The organism is Hymenobacter cellulosivorans (assembly GCF_022919135.1).
Taxonomy (GTDB): domain Bacteria; phylum Bacteroidota; class Bacteroidia; order Cytophagales; family Hymenobacteraceae; genus Hymenobacter; species Hymenobacter cellulosivorans.
In genome coordinates this window covers 3,557,420-3,574,469 of sequence record NZ_CP095049.1, presented here as the reverse complement: position 1 = coordinate 3,574,469, position 17,050 = coordinate 3,557,420, and the positions used below count along the sequence as shown (strand labels likewise).

At 61.2% G+C, this 17,050-nt stretch carries 11 protein-coding genes; 10 read left to right on the top strand and 1 reads right to left on the bottom strand.

The features are described from left to right. Nucleotides 1-123: 123 nt before the first annotated feature. The 8 genes from MUN80_RS15135 (at nt 124) to MUN80_RS15100 (ending at nt 13,329) form a co-directional block, all read left to right on the top strand. The gene (locus MUN80_RS15135) at nt 124-1,761 is read left to right on the top strand and encodes a pectate lyase family protein (protein WP_244714232.1); all 1,638 of its coding nucleotides are present in this window, start codon (nt 124-126) and stop codon (nt 1,759-1,761) included. A 27-nt stretch (nt 1,762-1,788) separates the two neighbouring features. Beyond that, the gene (locus MUN80_RS15130) at nt 1,789-4,989 is read left to right on the top strand and encodes a DUF6298 domain-containing protein (protein ID WP_244714230.1); all 3,201 of its coding nucleotides are present in this window, start codon (nt 1,789-1,791) and stop codon (nt 4,987-4,989) included. 2 nt (nt 4,990-4,991) lie between these two features. Further along, on the top strand, nt 4,992-6,440 hold the full coding sequence (locus MUN80_RS15125) for a sialate O-acetylesterase (RefSeq protein ID WP_244714229.1): 1,449 nt from the start codon (nt 4,992-4,994) through the stop codon (nt 6,438-6,440). Beyond that, on the top strand, nt 6,437-7,339 hold the full coding sequence (locus MUN80_RS15120) for a sugar phosphate isomerase/epimerase family protein (protein WP_244714227.1): 903 nt from the start codon (nt 6,437-6,439) through the stop codon (nt 7,337-7,339). Before MUN80_RS15125 ends, MUN80_RS15120 begins: the two co-directional genes overlap by 4 nt. A 232-nt stretch (nt 7,340-7,571) precedes the next feature. Next, the gene (locus MUN80_RS15115; protein WP_244714225.1) at nt 7,572-8,258 is read left to right on the top strand and encodes a DUF3826 domain-containing protein; all 687 of its coding nucleotides are present in this window, start codon (nt 7,572-7,574) and stop codon (nt 8,256-8,258) included. A 53-nt stretch (nt 8,259-8,311) separates the two neighbouring features. Continuing rightward, complete coding sequence (locus MUN80_RS15110; RefSeq protein WP_244714223.1) at nt 8,312-11,518, top strand: SusC/RagA family TonB-linked outer membrane protein; 3,207 nt, start codon at nt 8,312-8,314, stop codon at nt 11,516-11,518. Nucleotides 11,519-11,533: 15 nt separating this feature from the next. Next, entirely contained in the window at nt 11,534-12,511 is a 978-nt protein-coding gene (locus MUN80_RS15105) for a RagB/SusD family nutrient uptake outer membrane protein (RefSeq protein WP_244714222.1), read from the top strand. Beyond that, entirely contained in the window at nt 12,508-13,329 is an 822-nt protein-coding gene (locus tag MUN80_RS15100) for a RagB/SusD family nutrient uptake outer membrane protein (RefSeq protein ID WP_244714220.1), read from the top strand. Before MUN80_RS15105 ends, MUN80_RS15100 begins: the two co-directional genes overlap by 4 nt. A gap of 635 nt (nt 13,330-13,964) precedes the next feature. Here the strand turns inward: MUN80_RS15100 and MUN80_RS15095 are convergent. After that, nucleotides 13,965-15,863 (bottom strand): CHRD domain-containing protein, encoded by a 1,899-nt coding sequence (locus MUN80_RS15095; RefSeq protein WP_244714218.1) that lies wholly within the window; start codon nt 15,861-15,863, stop codon nt 13,965-13,967. Between the two features lie 265 nt (nt 15,864-16,128). On the opposite strand from MUN80_RS15095, the gene MUN80_RS15090 reads away from it, so the two are divergent. After that, a complete protein-coding gene (locus MUN80_RS15090) occupies nt 16,129-16,605 on the top strand; it encodes a nucleoside deaminase (RefSeq protein ID WP_244714216.1) in 477 nt (158 codons plus the stop codon). 66 nt (nt 16,606-16,671) lie between these two features. Next, nucleotides 16,672-16,974 carry a hypothetical protein gene (locus MUN80_RS15085; protein ID WP_244714214.1) on the top strand — a complete coding sequence of 101 codons (303 nt, stop codon included), beginning with the start codon at nt 16,672-16,674 and terminating at the stop codon, nt 16,972-16,974. Nucleotides 16,975-17,050: the final 76 nt, after the last annotated feature.

Genomic DNA, 17,050 nt, shown 5'->3' with positions numbered 1-17,050 from the left:
GAAGCTACTCCACAGGGCCCAACGAGCAGGTATGCTAACATCCTACACAGGCTCGAAAAAATGGTATAGGTCAGGGGCGGCTTTGTCCTGTTATTTAGCTGCGGTTAAAACCCCACCTTCCCTATGAAAAAAATTGCTGGCTCCCTTCTCGGTTTGGCCGTGTCCGTCTCGACCCACCACGCGGCCCTGGCCCAGTACCCCCAGATTCCGGCCGACGTGCAAAAAGCCAGCAAAGAGCTGATGGACGAGGCCACCCGCCAATCGGAGCTGGCCTGGGCCAAGGCCTACCCCATCATTCAGCAGGAAGCCCGCCAGGGCAAGCCCTACATTCCCTGGGCCGCCCGCCCCATCGACTTGCCCCAGTCGCCGCTGTTGGCGTTTCCGGGCGCGGAAGGCGGCGGAGCCCACTCCTTCGGGGGCCGGGGTGGCAAGGTCTACGTCGTGACCAGCCTGGAAGACCGGGGGCCGGGCACCTTGCGCGAGGCCTGTGAGCAGGGCGGAGCCCGCACCATCGTCTTCAACGTGGCCGGCATCATCCGGCTGAAAACTCCGCTCATTATCCGGGCGCCCTACATTACCATTGCGGGCCAGACCGCCCCCGGCGACGGGGTGTGCGTGGCCGGCGAATCGGTGTGGATTAATACTCACGACGTAGTGATTCGCTACATGCGCTTCCGTCGCGGCGAAACCAACGTGGGCCGCCGCGACGACGCCATCGGTGGCAACCCCATCGGCAACATCATGATTGACCACGTTTCAGCGAGCTGGGGGCTGGACGAGAACATGTCGATGTACCGCCACATGTACAACGACAGCACCGGCATTGCCGAGCAGAAGCTGGGCACGGTCAACATTACCATTCAGAACAGCATCTTCTCCGAGGCCCTCGACACCTGGAACCACGCCTTCGGCAGCACCCTGGGCGGGGAGAACTGCACCTTCATGCGCAACCTCTGGGCCGACAACGCGGGCCGCAACCCCTCCATCGGCTGGAACGGCGTGTTCAACTTCGCCAACAACGTCATGTTCAACTGGGTACACCGCTCCACCGACGGGGGCGACTACCGGGCCATGTACAATATTATCAACAACTACTACAAGCCCGGCCCCCTCACGCCCAAGGATTCGCCGGTGGGTCACCGCATCCTCAAGCCGGAGTCGGGCCGCAGCAAGCTCAAGTACCAGGTGTACGGCCGGGCCTACGTGAGCGGCAACATCATGGAAGGCAACGACAAGGTAACCAAGGACAACTGGAACGGCGGCGTGCAGGTAGAGGAGCTGGCCGACGCGGGCAAATACACGCCCGACATGCGCGTGAACTCGCCCCTGCCCATGCCCGAGCTGACCATTCTGCCGGCGCAGAAAGCCTACGGCTACGTGCTGGAAAATGCCGGTGCTACCCTGCCCAAGCGTGACCCGGTGGACACCCGCGTGGTGGAGCAGGTGCGCACCGGCAAAATCACCTACAAGGACGGCGTGCAGCTGCCCGAAACCCAGTTCAAGCACCGCCGCCTGCCCCTCGACTCCTACAAACAGGGCATCATCACCGACATCAGCCAGGTGGGTGGCTACCCCACCTACGCCGGCCAGCCCTACCAGGACGCCGACAAGGACGGCATGCCCGACCAGTACGAAAAGAAGAACAAGCTCAACCCTAACGACGCCTCCGACGCCAGCCAGGTCCGCGGCAAAGACGGCTACACCAACATTGAGGTATACCTCAACAGCGTGGTGCCGGTCAAAGAAGTCAAGCCGACCTAAGTGGAAGTTTGACTTTCTTAAACCCTCATGCTGCGCTTGCCGAAGCATGACACGCTAATTCAAGCTTCCTTCCCCCCGATTCGCCCAGTGCCCACTTCCCGCTTCCTGCCTGTTCTGCTGTTTCTCCTTGCCGCCAGTGCCGGGTCCGGGCTAGCGCAGGGCCCTAAGCCCGTAAAAAAACAGCCACCTGTTTCGACCGGCAAAGACGGCAAGCTGGAGTACGCCCCCGACTCGTTGGGCAACCGGATTCCGGACTTTTCCTACTGCGGCTACCGGGCCGGGGCGCAGGTTATTCCGCTGGTGCCCAGTAAAGTAACCGTACCCACCCAGACCGGGGATGCCACGGCCCGTATTCAGGCAGCCCTGGATTACGTGGCCACTCTGCCTCTGGGCAAGGACGGTTTTCGGGGTGCGGTGCTGCTGGGCAAAGGCCGGCACGAAATAGCCGGCCGCCTGCTTATCCGCGCCTCGGGCGTGGTGCTGCGCGGCAGCGGCATGGGCCCCGATGGAACTACGCTCCTGGGCACGGGCTACAGCCGGGAAAACCTGCTAACCCTGGCCGGCCGCAACAACCGAAAGCTAGAAACTGCCCAGCCGATTACCGACCGGTACGTGCCCGTCAATGCCCGCACGGTGCGCGTGGCCAACGCGGCAGGCTTCAAAACAGGTGACCGGGTGCGGGTGCAGCGGCCCAGCACGGCGGCCTGGATTCAGACGCTCGGCACCCAGTCATTTGGCGGGGGCGAATCGGCCCTGGGCTGGAAACCCGGGCAGCGCGACCTGTTCTGGGACCGGCAGGTAGTGGCTGTGGACGCCAACGGTATTACCCTGGATGCGCCCCTGACCACCGCCCTGGACCAAACCTACGGGGGCGGCACCGTGGCCCGTACTAGCTGGCCTGGCCTTATTTCGCAGGTCGGCGTGGAAAATCTGCGGCTGGAATCGGCGGTAGATGCGGCCAATGCCAAGGACGAAGACCACCGCTGGATGGCCATAGTGCTGGACAACGTGCAGGACGCCTGGGTGCGGCAGGTTGTGTTTCGCCATTTTGCCGGCTCGGCCGTGCTGGCCCAGGAAACCACCCGCCGTATCACCGTGGAGGACTGCATTTCCACCGAGCCAGTGTCGGAAATCGGTGGGGAGCGGCGCAACACGTTTATGACCAAGGGCCAACAGGGCCTGTTTCAGCGCCTCTACGCTGAGGCGGGCTACCACGACTTTGCCGTGGGTTACTGCGCAGCCGGCCCCAACGCCTTTGTGCAGTGCGAGGCCGAAGATGCCTTCAGCTTCAGCGGCGCCATCGACAGCTGGGCTGCGGGCACTTTGTTCGACATCGTGAAAGAGTACGGTCAGGCTCTGCGCTTCGGCAACCGGGAACAGGACGGCCAAGGAGCCGGCTGGGCCGCGGCCAACAGCGTGTTCTGGCAGTGTACCGCCGCCCGCGTGGACTGCTACCAGCCTCCCACGGCCCAGAACTGGGCGTTTGGCACCTGGGCGCAGTTTGCCGGCAACGGCCACTGGGACCAGTCCAACGAACATATTAAGCCCCGCAGCCTGTATTATGCGCAGCTCCAGGACCGTCTCGGCGCCGGCGTCGCCAGCCGCGCTGTGCTGTTGCCTATTTCCACCGAAGCCTCCAGCAGTCCGCCCGTAGCCGTGGCCCAGGAGCTGACCAGGCTCTCAGCTCAGGCTGCTCCTACCCTGCGGGCTTTCATTGAAGCCGCCCCGAGCCGGCAGTCCATTGCCACCCAACCCACGGCCCCGAGCATCGACCAGCTGAAGGTGAAGCCCGCCGCCCGGCCTGCCGCCGCCGCGCCCCTGCAGGTGACAAGCGGCAAGCTGGTGCGCGGCCTGGCTCTGGTAACGGGCCGCCGCCAGGAAGTGCCCTGGTGGAACGGTAGCGCTCGACCCTACGGCCTGCGCAACCCCAAGCCTCACGTCACGCGCTTCGTGCCAGGCATGACGGGCCCGGGCCTCACCGACGACCTGGCCGAAATGACCGACTCCATGCGGGCCGAAAACGTGGTGGCTTTGTCGCACAACTACGGCCTGTGGTACGAGCGCCGCCGCGACGACCACGAGCGGGTAAAGCGCATGGATGGCGAGGTATGGGGCCCGTTCTACGAGCAACCTTTCGCCCGCAGCGGACAGGGTACCGCTTGGGACGGCCTGAGCCGCTACGACCTGACCAAGTACAACAAATGGTACTGGGGCCGCTTGGCCGAGTTTGCCGACCTGGCCGACCAAAAAGGCCTCGTATTGCTCAACCAGCACTATTTCCAGCACAACATCATCGAGGCCGGGGCCCACTACGCCGACTTCCCCTGGCGGCCGGTCAATAACATTAACCACACCGGCTTCCCGGAGCCCGTGCCCTACGCCGGCGACAAGCGCGTGTTCATGGCCGAGCAGTTTTACGACGTGACGGATGCCACCCGCCGCCCCCTACACCGGGCCTACATCCGGCAGTGCCTGAGCAACTTCGTGGGCAAAACCGGCGTGGTCCACCTGATTGGAGCTGAATTCACCGGGCCCCTGAGCTTCGTGCAGTTCTGGCTCGACACGGTGAAGGAGTGGGAAACTGAAACCGGGCAGCAGGCCACCATTGCCCTGAGCACTACAAAAGACGTGCAGGACGCCATCCTCGCCGACCCCGCCCGGGCCGCCGTCGTCGACGTGATTGATATCAATTACTGGTACTACCAGGCCGACGGCAGCGCCTACGCCCCGGCGGGCGGCCAGAACCTGGCTCCCCGCCAGCACGCCCGCCTGCTCAAGCCCAAGCGCAGCTCCTTCGAGCAGGTGTACCGGGCCGTGCGCGAGTACCGCCAGCAGTTCCCGGGCAAAGCCGTGCTCTACTCGGCCGACAGCTACGACACCTTCGGGTGGGCCGTGCTGCTGGCCGGCGGCTCGTTGCCCAGCCTGCCCCACGTAGCCGATGCCCAGTTTGCCGCTGCTATATCCGCCATGACCCCACTGGAACTACCCGGTCAGCCTGCCGGCCAGTGGGCCCTAAGCAACGGCAGCACCGGCCTGCTGCTCTACCGCGAAGGTGCGGCCCCGGCCCAGCTCGATTTGTCGGCGCTGAAAGGCTCGTTTGTCGTGCGCCGCATCAACCCCAAAACCGGGCAGCTCAGCGCTGGCAAGGAAACCGTGAAAGCCGGGCAACTCGTGACGCTGCCGGCCCGGGGCCCGGAGGCCGAAGTGCTGTGGCTGCAGAAAAAGTAAGGATGAAAACGACTCGAATCGGCCTGCTGCTAGGGCTGCTGCTGCTGGCTTCCTCGGCCCGGGCCTGGGTGGTGCTGCCGCGGGTGCTGGGCCACCACATGGTGCTGCAGCGCAACCAGCCCGTGCCCATCTGGGGCACCGCCGCGCCCGGCGAAGCCGTGACAGTAACCTTTGGCGCCCAGCAGCTGGGTACTACAGCCAATGCTGCCGGCCGTTGGCAGGTTACGCTCAAGCCCTTGCGGGCCTCGGCTGTGCCGGCGGAACTGGTCATTGCGGGCCGCAACACCATTCGGCTGCAGAATATTCTGGTGGGCGAAGTCTGGCTGTGCTCGGGGCAGTCGAATATGGAATATACCATGCGCAAGAACAGCAAGGTGACTATTCCCGCCACCGAAGACGCCGGTCCGCTGGCCGAGCTGGAACACGCCCGCAACCCCGCACTGCGCATTTTCCTGGTCAACCGCAAGGAGCTGGCCAAGCCCGATTCCCTGCACCGGGGCTGGAGCATCGCCCAGGATTCGGCGCTGCGTGCTTTTTCGGCCCCGGCCTACTTCTTTGCCAAAGAGCTGTATGCGCACCTGCACGTGCCGGTGGGCGTCATTTCCTCGGCTGTTCCCGGCTCCCGCATTGAGCCCTGGATTGCCGAACAGGCCTTTGCCCAGGATGCCTACTACGCCAGTCAGAAAGTCGACGGGGACCCGGGCAAGTTCTACGAGCCCATGATCCGGCCGCTGGTGCCCTTCGCCGTGCGTGGCTTTCTGTGGTACCAGGGTGAGTCGAACTGCTTTCTGGCCGAAACCAGCACCTACACCCACAAGCTCCAAACGCTGATACAGAGTTGGCGTGCGGCCTGGCACAACGACCAGCTACCCTTCTACTTCGTGCAGCTGGCCCCTTTTCTGTACTCCGAATCCAAAGACCCCAGGGTGCCCCTGACCCGCGAAACCCTGCCCCGCTTCCGAGAAGCCCAGCAGGCCGTGCTTCGGACGCCTCACACCGGCATGATTGTCACCACCGACCTGGTCACCAAGCTCGACGATATTCACCCGCCCTACAAGTGGAAAATTGGGCAACGCCTGGCCCTGCTGGCCTTGTCCGGCACCTACCGCCGACCTAAGGCAGAAGGCGTCGGGCCGGTATTCCGGCGGGTGCGCTTTCGTAAAAATGAGGCGGTGGTATCCTTCGAGCCGCTGAAAAGCCGCCTCACCAGCAAGGATGGCCAGCCGCTGACCGACTTTACCCTGGCCGGTGCCGACGGCGTGTTCGTGCCCGCCCAGGCCCGCATTGCGGGCCAGCGCGTGGTGGTTTCAGCGCCCGGCGTGGCCAAGCCGGTGGCCGTGCGCTTCGGCTGGGACGAGGCCGCCAAGCCCAACCTGTTTTCGGCCGCCGGCCTGCCCGCCCGCCCCTTCCGCACCGATACGCTCCCACCTTCTACCCCACCCCTGCCATGAAGCCCGTCGTTTCCCGCCGCGAATTTCTCCGAGCCGGCTCCCTGCTTACGGCCGGCCTGCTCGTGCCTGGCTTGCGGCCCTCCCTGCTGGCGGCCCGCCCGCTCCGCTACAAAATTGCGGTGGTCGACTTGATGCTTCTCAAGCGCCAAAAGCTGGGCGCCCTGGCGCTGACCAAGGAAATCGGCGCCGACGGAGTGGAAATTGACATGGGTGGCCTGGGCCAGCGCGACACCTTCGACAACCAGCTGGCTAAGCCCGAAATCCGCCAGCAGTTCCTCGACAAGGCCAAGGAATTGAACCTGGAAATATGCTCGTTGGCCATGACGGGCTTCTACGCCCAGTCGTTTGCCACCCGGCCCACCTACCAGCGCATGGTGCAGGACTGCCTCGACACGATGCAGCAGATGCAGGTGAAAGTGGCCTTTCTGCCCCTAGGTACCCAGGGCGACCTGGTGCGCAACCCCGAGCTGCGTCCCGCCATTGTGGAGCGGCTCAAGGTGGTGGGCAAAATGGCCAAGAAGGCGGGCGTGGTCGTGGGCATTGAAACCGCACTGGATGCCCGCGGCGAAGTAGAGCTGCTGCGCGAAATCAACTCGAAGCACATCCAAATCTACTTCAACTTCTCCAACCCGCTCAAGGCCGGGCGCGACCTGCACGAGGAGCTGCGGATTCTGGGTGCCAAGCGCATCTGCCAGATGCACTGCACCGACGAGGACGGCGTGTGGCTCGAAAACAACACCCGCCTGGACATGCGCAAGGTGAAGCAAACCCTGGCCGAGCTGAACTGGCAGGGCTGGCTGGTAATAGAACGTTCCCGCGACGCCAACGACGCGCGCAACGTGCGCCGCAACTTCGGGGCCAACGCAACTTACCTAAAGTCCATTTTTCAAGCGGGTTAGCTCGCCAATGGGCAGGGAGAGGAAGCAATCTGCGCCTAGCAATGACCGGTGCACACCGGAACTGGAGTTCTAATGCAACTTCAACAGGTACCATTATAGCAGTGGGGTTAGTACTTACTCACTCCACCGCATGCAGATGCTAAGATTGTATAATAAGTTGGCTAAAAGCTGGAGGCTAGCAGCGGGGGCACTACATAACTTGCTTCACCTTTAAGCAGTTACGCAACCCGTCATGTCGTACACTTTCTCTCGCCTGCTGTTAGCTAGTTTTTTGGCCACTACGGCCGCTGTTGAGGTCTCAGCCCAGACGACCCCAACCGAAACCAAGGAAGCAGCCTATACGCGCACCGTCAATGAGCGGGCGGGCAAAATCGTGGAGAAGCTGGGACCTCTCTCTCCTGCCGCGGCCCAGCAGGTGCAGAGCATCATTGCCGACCAGTATCAGCAGCTGAACCAGGTGCACGAGCGCCAGAAAGCGGAGCTGAGCCCGTTGAAGGCCCAGCCCAAGACCGAAGCCACCGCGGCCGCCATCAAGCAGGTAGAGGAGCGCACCAACCAGGACCTGGCCAAGCTGCACACCAAGTACCTGCGCAAGCTGAACCAGAAGCTCAGCCCGGCCCAGGTCGAGCAAGTCAAAGACGGCATGACCTACGGCGTGCTGCCCATCACAATGCGGGCCTACCAGGACATGCTGCCCAACCTGACCCCGGAGCAGAAAGCCCAGATGCTGGCCTGGCTTACCGAAGCCCGCGAAAAGGCCATGGACGCGGGTTCATCGGAGCAGAAGCACGCCTGGTTTGGCAAGTACAAAGGCAAGATCAACAACTACCTCTCGGCCGCCGGCATCGACATGAACCAGGCCGGCAAAGACTGGCAAGCCCGCCTTGCGGCCCGCAAAGCCGCTGAGGCGGCCCAGTAATCATTTGCAGCAATTCCCCTCTGAAGCACGCGTTTTCTCTCCCCACCATTGCTATGACGCACTTTCTACCCTTATTTCCCACCCGCCCGACGGCCCTGTGCCAGGGGGCTGCCTACACGCTACTCGCCGGCCTGCTACTCGGTGGCGCCCCGACCTACGCCGCAGCGGCTGACAGCCCAGCCACCACGGCCCGACCGGTGTTTATGAACATCACCGGCACCGTGCGCGACGCCAAAGGCGAACCTATTCCGGGCGTCAGCGTGGTGATTAAGGGCACGACCACGGGCACGGCCACCGATGCGCAGGGCGTGTTTCGCATCAACCTGCCCACCGGCAACGAGGTGCTCGTGCTCAGTTCCATCGGCTTTAAGAAGGTAGAAGTATTGGCCGGCGGCCGCACTACCATCGACGTGACCCTGGAGGAGGAAACTTCCAAGATTGATGAGGTGGTCGTGGTAGGCTACGGCACCCAGTCGAAGGCCACGCTGACGGGCGCCGTGTCGACCGTCGACATGAAGGCCATTGAGGAGCTGCCGGTTGGTAGCCTCTCGACGGCTCTGGTGGGGCAGACGCCGGGCGTGGGCGTGAGCGGCGGCACGGGCCGTCCCGGCGACAAAGGGCAGATTACGGTGCGTAACCCCTTGGTGCTGACCAAGGACGGCGGCACCACCCGCCCGCTCTACGTCATCGACAACGTGGTGCGCACCGAGGAGGACTTCAACCTGCTCGACCAGTCGGAAGTAGAAGCCATTTCGGTGCTCAAGGATGCCTCAGCGGCCATTTACGGGGCCCGCTCCAACCAGGGCGTGGTCGTGGTAGCCACCAAGCGCGGCAAAGCTGGCCCGCCCAAATTCTCCTACAGCGGCTCCGTCGGCCAGGCCGACGCGGTGCGCCTGCCCACCATGATGAACGGCGTGGAGCTGGCTACCTACCTCAACAGCTACAACATCTACCGGGGCCGGCCGCTGACGGATCCGGCCATCTACACCCCCGACGAGCTGGCTCACTTCCAGCAAAACAACTACAACTGGCTGAAAGAGGCCTGGAAGCCGGCCACCGTAACGCGCCACGCCCTAAACGTGAGCGGCGGCAGTGAGCGGGCTACGTACTTTGCCGGCCTGTCGTACAACTACCAGAACGGCAACTTCGACAACATCAACGCCAACAAGTGGACGTTCCGGGCCAGTACCGACGTGAACGTGACCAAGCGCCTGAAAGCGGGCCTGTCGCTGAGCGGCGACTTGTACCAGAAGCGCATGTACTACCTCAAAATAGGGGGCGAAAGCGCGGAAAACGACGTGCGCGGTCTGCTCTACACCCCGCAGTTCAACCAACCTTATGTCAACGGGCTGCCGGTGCAGCTCTCCAGCGGCACGGGCTTCGACTCGTTTCACTTTTTCGAAATTCAGAACTCGGACAACTACTCCTCCCAGCGCAACACGGGCCTCAACATCACGGCCAACCTCGACTACGAGCTGCCCTTCATCAAGGGCCTAAAAGCGCGGGTACTGTACAGCAAGACGATGGACAACAACTTCGGCAAGCAGTACGGCACGCGCTTTCCGGTGTACCAGTTTTCCATGCTGGGTACCAATAAGCACATCTACGGCGGCACCGTCACCAAGCAAAACTTCCTCAACAATGGGGACATCGTGCGCCTGGTGCCCAGCTACACCAACAGCTACCAACTGAACGGCTACCTGAACTACGACCGGCAGTTTGGCCGGCACCAGGTTTCGGCCATTGCCTTCTTCGAGCAGTCGGAAACCTTCTTCGACGAGGCCGAAACCTACAAGACTAGCCCCATTCCTGGCGCCATCGACAACGTGCGCTTTGCCACGGGCAGCACCTATTCCTACGAAAGCCAGTCGGAGTCAGGCATCCTCTCCTATGCTGGCCGCATCAACTACAGCTACGCCAACAAGTACCTGCTGGAAGTGGCCATGCGCTACGACGGCTCCACGAACTTTGCGCCGGAATACCGCTGGGGCTTCTTCCCGTCGGTTTCGGCCGGCTGGGTGATGTCGGAAGAGCCGTTTTTTCCGACCTCCGACCGGGTGAACTTCCTGAAGCTGCGCGGCTCGGTGGGCATGCTCGGCGGCGACGCTACCCGGGCTTACAACTGGCAGGAAAACTACCGCTTTGAAACCGGCAAAGGGGCCGTGTTCGGCGGCAACAACGACCGTACGCTGACAGCCACGCCCAACAATGCGCTGGCCAACCGGGCTGCCCGCTGGGACGACAACACCAAGTACAACCTGGGCGTAGATGCCCGCTTCCTGGATAACCACCTCTCGCTCACGGCCGACGGCTTCTACGACCACCGCTACAACATGCTCACGGCCCTGGTCAGCTCGGCACCCCTGCTGATTGGAGCCTCGCTGCCCTCCGAAAACTTCTCGACCATCGACGCTTTCGGCTACGAAGTGTCGCTGGGCTACAACAACACGATCAACAAGGACTGGCAGTACCGCCTGAACACGTTCTTCACCTGGAGCGACAACAAGCAGATCAAGGTGGACGTGGAGCCGGGCAAAGTCGGGCAGTGGGACGACCCCACGGGCCACTCCACCGACCAGGGCGTGGTGGGCTACAAATACCTGGGCATGTTCCGCAACCAGGGTGAGGTAGATGCCTTCCTGGAACAGAACAAAGGCTACACTCTCTTCGGCGACGCCCCTAAGCCCGGCATGCTCTACTACCAGGATATCCGCGGCCCCAAAGATGCCTCGGGCCAGTACACGGCTCCCGACGGCAAGATTACCGAGGACGACATGACTTTCCTCAATAAAAAGGAGCAAAATCACTACAGCGTGGGCCTAAATCCCAGCCTTTCCTACAAGGGCTTCAGCATGCAGCTCACGATGGGCATTTCATTTGGGGGCCAGGGCACAGTGGAAAGCGCCGCCCGCAAAGCCGCAACGGCTACCTCCAACCGCCCCGCCTTCTGGACCGACCACTGGACGCCCGAAAACCAGGGCGCCCAATACCCGGCTCCCTTCACAAGCAACAGCTACGACCGCACCTCGGAGTTCTGGTTCCGCAGCTCTACTTCCGTGGGAATTCGCAACGCTACCGTTTCCTACAGCCTGCCCGCTGGCCTGACCAGCCGCATGGGCCTGAGCAGCGTGAAGGCCTACCTGGTAGCCGTCAACGCCGTCAACTTCTACAATCCTTACAACTACAAGGCCTACTCGGGTGCTTACGATACCTACCCGGTGCTGCGCTCCTTGTCGCTGGGTATCAATGTGGGCTTCTAACCGTCGGATGAACTCATGAAACTTTCTCGTATCACCGCCCTACTGGCCTGCTCGGCCTGGTTTGCCCTCTCCGGCTGCGAAGACACCCTGGACAAAATGGATTTGAGCGCCTCAACCGAGGACGTGGTTTTCCAGGACGAAGCCTTTGCCACGCTAAACCTAAGCTACATCTACGACCAGAACCTGCCCGTCTGGTTTGGCCAGACCGGGATTGGCCTGGGCAACACCAATCCCAGCATCCTCTCGGACGAGGTTCAGGGGGAAAGCGTCTTTCTCGAAGGCACGGTGCAGGTCAATACCGTCACCGATTTTGGCACCAGCCTCGACGGCAAGAACAACTACGGTAAGATCCGCACCATCAACATGTTTTTGCGGGCCCTCGACCGCTCGCCGCTGACCAAGGAGGTCAAAGACCGGCTCCGGTCCCAGGCTCTGTTTTTCCGGGCCTGGCGCTATTTCGACCTCGTGCGGATTTACGGCGGAGTGCCGCTGGTGCTGACCCCGCTCGAAGCCGTGGGTGTGGAGGCCCGGGCCGCCGCCTACCTGCCGCGCAACACCTCCACCGAAACCTTCTCCCGCATTGTGGCCGACCTAGATACGGCCATTACCTACCTGCCCGGCAAATGGACGAATAGCTCCGTCGACTGGGGCCGGATTCACAAAGGCGGCGCCGCGGCATTCAAGGCCCGGGTGCTGCTCTACGCTGCCAGCCCTCAGTTCAACCCCAGCGACGACGTGAGCAAGTGGCAGGCCGCCTTTGCGGCCAGTCAGCAGGCCAAAACCCTGCTCTCGGCCAATGGCTTCGGCCTGCACACCTCCTTCGACCAGCTCTGGTTTGAGGAAGTCAACAACCGGGAGGCGGTTATGGTAACCAGTTTTAATACCGCCACGGCCGACCAGCTCAAGAAAAGCAACACCTACGATAACACCACCCGCCCGGCCTACACCGGCACGGGAGCGGCTCGGCCAACCAGCCCACCTGGGAGCTGGTGAAAGCCTTCCCGATGCTGGACGGCAAAAAGCCCGGCCAGTCGACCAAATACGCGTACTCGGACCAACTGTTCTTTAAAAACCGGGACCCGCGCTTCAACAAGACCATTGCCTACAACGGCACCAGCTGGCCCCTGAACGGTGATACCGGCTACCGGCTTTGGACCTACTACCGCGGCAACTCTTCCGTAGAGCCCACGGCCAGCCGTACCGGCTTTTATACGCGCAAAGCCATTGATTCCCGTCTGAGTCCGGCCCAGGCCCAGTTCGCGGGCACCGACTGGATTGAAATCCGCTACGCCGAAGTGCTGCTCAACCTGGCCGAAAGCGCCTGCGGCGTAGGCAACATAGCCGAGGCCTACACCCAGCTCAAAGCCCTGCGGCAGCGCGCCGGCATCGAGGCTGGTGATGGCAACTACGGACTGCAGGCGGGCATGAGCCGCGCCCAGATGTTCGAGGCCATTCTCTACGAGCGGCAGATTGAGCTGGCCCTGGAAGGCAAGCGGTTCTGGGATTTGCGCCGGTGGAAAAAGATGGAAAGCGTGCTCAACGGCAAGAAGCGCACGGGCGTGACCATCACCCTAAAATCCACTGCCCCGGCCAACTTTGCCACCATCCGCGACGGGCTGAGTCTGGATCAGGTCTACACCGATTACTTTGAGGTCATCAAGTTCAAAGACCTGGACACGCGCTACACCGCCGGTATCAAATGGAAGCCGGAGTACTACTTCTTCGCCATTCCGCAGCAAGCCCTTGATAACAATCCGCAGCTCAAGCAAAACCTGCTTTGGCCCAGCGGCTCCTTCGACCCGGTGCAGTAAGTCAGGTCGGCTGAGTCCCCCACAAACAACCCCAATAACCAGTCGTTGCAAACCAGGAACACCAACCGTGGCGTGGGAACTGCGGTATGGATTCGTGTGGCCCTTGGAGAGGGGCTGGGTTTGTAGCGGCTGGTACTGGGCGTACTACTCTCCCAAACGTCGCCTACGCTCCAGCACCGGGCACCCAGCTTTTGGTTACCAAGCCTGCTGTGCCCGCGGAAAGGCAGGATAGAACGACGAAAATGAATATGCACCGCCCTGGCAAACCACCAGGGCTATTTTATGTACCGGAATAAACGTAAGTCGGCTTGCCACCCGAATGGGCAGGCAGCATTTGGGCATAAAAAAAGGACGCCGAGTCGACGTCCCCTTTTCCACAACCAAAACACCTAAAAAACTATTCTTTCAGAATTTTCACTTACAAGTTCTGTGCCAAAATACTTGTCCGCGGGTCAAAAGGCGCACGGTCTTTCTTTTATTTTCAGAAACATGAGGCGGTTTCTGAGTCCACTACCTGAAAGATGAACTTTGCTACTAAAAAGTTTCACAAAGTCTCATCTCGTGCGGTTAGGTGCCTAGGTGTTCAAGCTGTTGTAATTTTCTTACCGAACTGTAAGAATACAATGGCGTGGTAGTTATTGCTTCACAACCCGAGTTACGGTCTTGGCGCCTCCTGCTTCCAGGGTTACCAGGTATACGCCAGCTCGTAGTTGCGGCAAGTTCAGTTCCGTGCGGTTGGCACCAATCCGCATGGCGACCGGTAAGGTCAGGACGCTGCGCCCCACCAAATCCGATACCTGTACCGTGGCAGTATCCGTGGTACGGGCGTCGAAAGTGAGCGTAAACGAGTTCTGGAACGGGCTGGGGAAGGCTGCGAAAGTGCCGTTTACAATGGCAGTTGCAGAACTTAGCACCAAGGAAAGGTTCTTGGCCCCGCGCAGCACCTGCCCGCGGATTTCCCCGCTGGGGAACTGCGCCGTGTGCAGGTTCACGTACATACTATCGCGCCGGAACTGGATAGAGCGACGCAGGGTGAATGGGCGGTTGGCATTTGGAGCAGCGTTGGCCGTCATCTGCCAGTAGCCATCAGCGGCCATGGGAACCGTCGCATTATCGAAAAAGGGCATCAGATCAAACACGACGGGGCCAGCCTGGGTGATGAGACCCGTGTGGAAGTGGCCGGCCTGGGCCGGGCCGGTCAGGCCGCCCCAGGAGAGCATAAAGTGCGCGTTGCTTTGGTCCCGGTCGATAGAAACCAGGCCTGAGCCGAAGCCAGGTGAAGCAACTGGCGTCGGACGCTCCTGGTTACCGTTCATAGCAAACGTATAGCCTTCACGAGCCAGCCGATATGCCTGGCCCCGGATTTCGCCGTTGGGGCGGGCAGCCGTAGCCAGCTGCAGATTGATATTACCGGCCAGTAAGGTGCGGGTCAGTGTATTACCTGGCGCATTCAGACCCGTAAACAGCACTCCCAAAAATTCATTCTGGATAAAGCTTACCATCTCGGCGCTGGCCTGCACGCTGGCCGTATTGGCCTCACCCACCGGCGATGCGTAGAGCAGTGCCGACGTAACCGGGCCGCTCAAGCCGGCATAGGTGGCAAATACGTACATCGAGTCGAGCGTGGGGCTCAGGCGCAGAATAGCAATGCCTTTACCCGGCGAATGGCGGCCACCTACCACCTGGGCACTATCCAGGCGGGCGTCAAAGTTGATAAAGGCACGGTCCTGGAAAATACGGCCCCGGATTTCGCCCCCGGCGTTAGCAGCCGTCGTGACGTTGACATACAGCGTACCAGCCTCGAAAGCAGCCAGCACGGCGGGCGTAGGCGTAAACTCGCCGCTGAACACGTTCGGATTCAACTGGTCCCGGAAAGGCAGCAAGTTGAGTACGGAAGTACCGGCCGTGGTGGCGGTAGCATTGCGCAACTCCATGCCGGTAATGGCCCCGCTGAGTCCCCGCACGATGGTTTGAAACTTGATTTTGCTTTTATCCTGGGAAAGGGCAAAGCCGCCGAAGCCGGAGGCCGTCGTCGTCACGGCAGGTACGGCTCCAGCGCCGTTTAGCTGGGTGATGTAGGCAAAATCCTTTTCGAGCTCAATCTGGCCCCGGATTTCCCCGTTCGGGTTGGCGGCGGTGTGGACATTAATGTAGTAAGCGCCGAGCAGGTATTTACGGCGTTTGGCCACATCGAAATCGGAACCGGTGAGAAAGCCCTGCATCCGGTTGCCTCTCAGCATAGGTTCCAGGCTGGTTACAATGGGACCAGCTACGCCCCGGGCACCCAAATGCACGTGTGCGCCAGTGATGGGGCCACTCAACCCTACGAACGTAGCAGTAATGAAGAGCGTATCCCGGGTCGGGTTTATCGTGAAGCTGGCTACGCCTTTGGCGTTTGTGTTCACAGCGGGCACTTCCTGAGCGCCTTCCAGCTTGGCCGAGAGCAGCAGGTGGGCCCGCAGATGGTCGGCCCGTAGCAGCCCGGACGTCAGCAGCAATAATCCGGTCAGGATCAGAGTAAGGTGTTTTTGCATGATAAGTGGATTTGGTGAGAAAAAAACGACTAGACGGGGAAGGTACGTAGGTTCGGCAAATGCATACGCAATTACCACTCGTAGCAATACGGAGTAACTCGTAGAGTGACAAGCAAACGGTTGCTTTTTCTTAAAAAGTGCTATTACTAGTTGGCAGGCAAGTAGCGTGCTGCCAGTACTTTAGCCCGGAATACCAGGCCCGGATGCTGCTCAATTCCTGGCGCAAGCGTACCTTGCGGGCTTTTCCCTCCTATTCCCTTTTTCTATGGAAGCCCCCCGCGACGAGTTCATGCGTGAAGCCATTCGCCTGTCAATTGAGAAAATGCAAGCCGGCTTCGGTGGTCCTTTCGGTGCTGTGGTGGTCAAAGACGGCCGCATCATTGCCCACGGCTTCAACCAGGTAACCAGCACCAACGACCCCACCTGCCACGCCGAGGTAGATGCCATCCGCAAGGCCTGCCGGGAGCTGGGCACCTTCCAGCTCGACGACTGCGACCTATATACCAGCTGTGAGCCCTGCCCCATGTGCCTGGGCGCTATTTACTGGGCCCGCCCCCGCCGCGTGTTTTACGGCAATACCAAGCAGGATGCCGCCGCCATCGGCTTCGACGACCAGTTTATCTACGACGAAATCGAGAAGCCACTGGCCGAGCGTCAGGTGCCGATGACCCAGCTGCTGCGCGACGAGGCCCTGGCCGGCTTCCGGGCCTGGGAAGCCAAGGAAGGCAAGACCGAGTATTAACCCCGGGCCCATAATTAGCGTGAAATAGAAAGGCCTCTGCAGAGGCCTTTTATTATCTTACACCTCATGAAATACACTACGTTGATTGCCGCGCTGGGCTTGCTGCTCACCGCCTGCGGCACGAGCCCTGAAGAACAGCAGGCCATTGCGGCCGTGGAGCGCTACGTGCAGCAGCAGGTAGACCGCCCCATTACCCCGATTCATTCGGAGGCCCACACCGGTCACCAGGAAGACGCCCAGGGCCGCAACCGCAGCGGCTACACCGTGGAATACACCTTCGAAATGGAGCCTACCCCGGGCCAGAAGCAGGAAGTTACGGCCGTCTATTTTGCCGACTCGGCGGGTAATGTCGCGCCCTCTACAAAGTAAGCCCTGCCCGCTATGGCGGGCAGAACTTCTTTGATATTTCCTATATTTTACATTTACAGTACGAAACTATTACTCG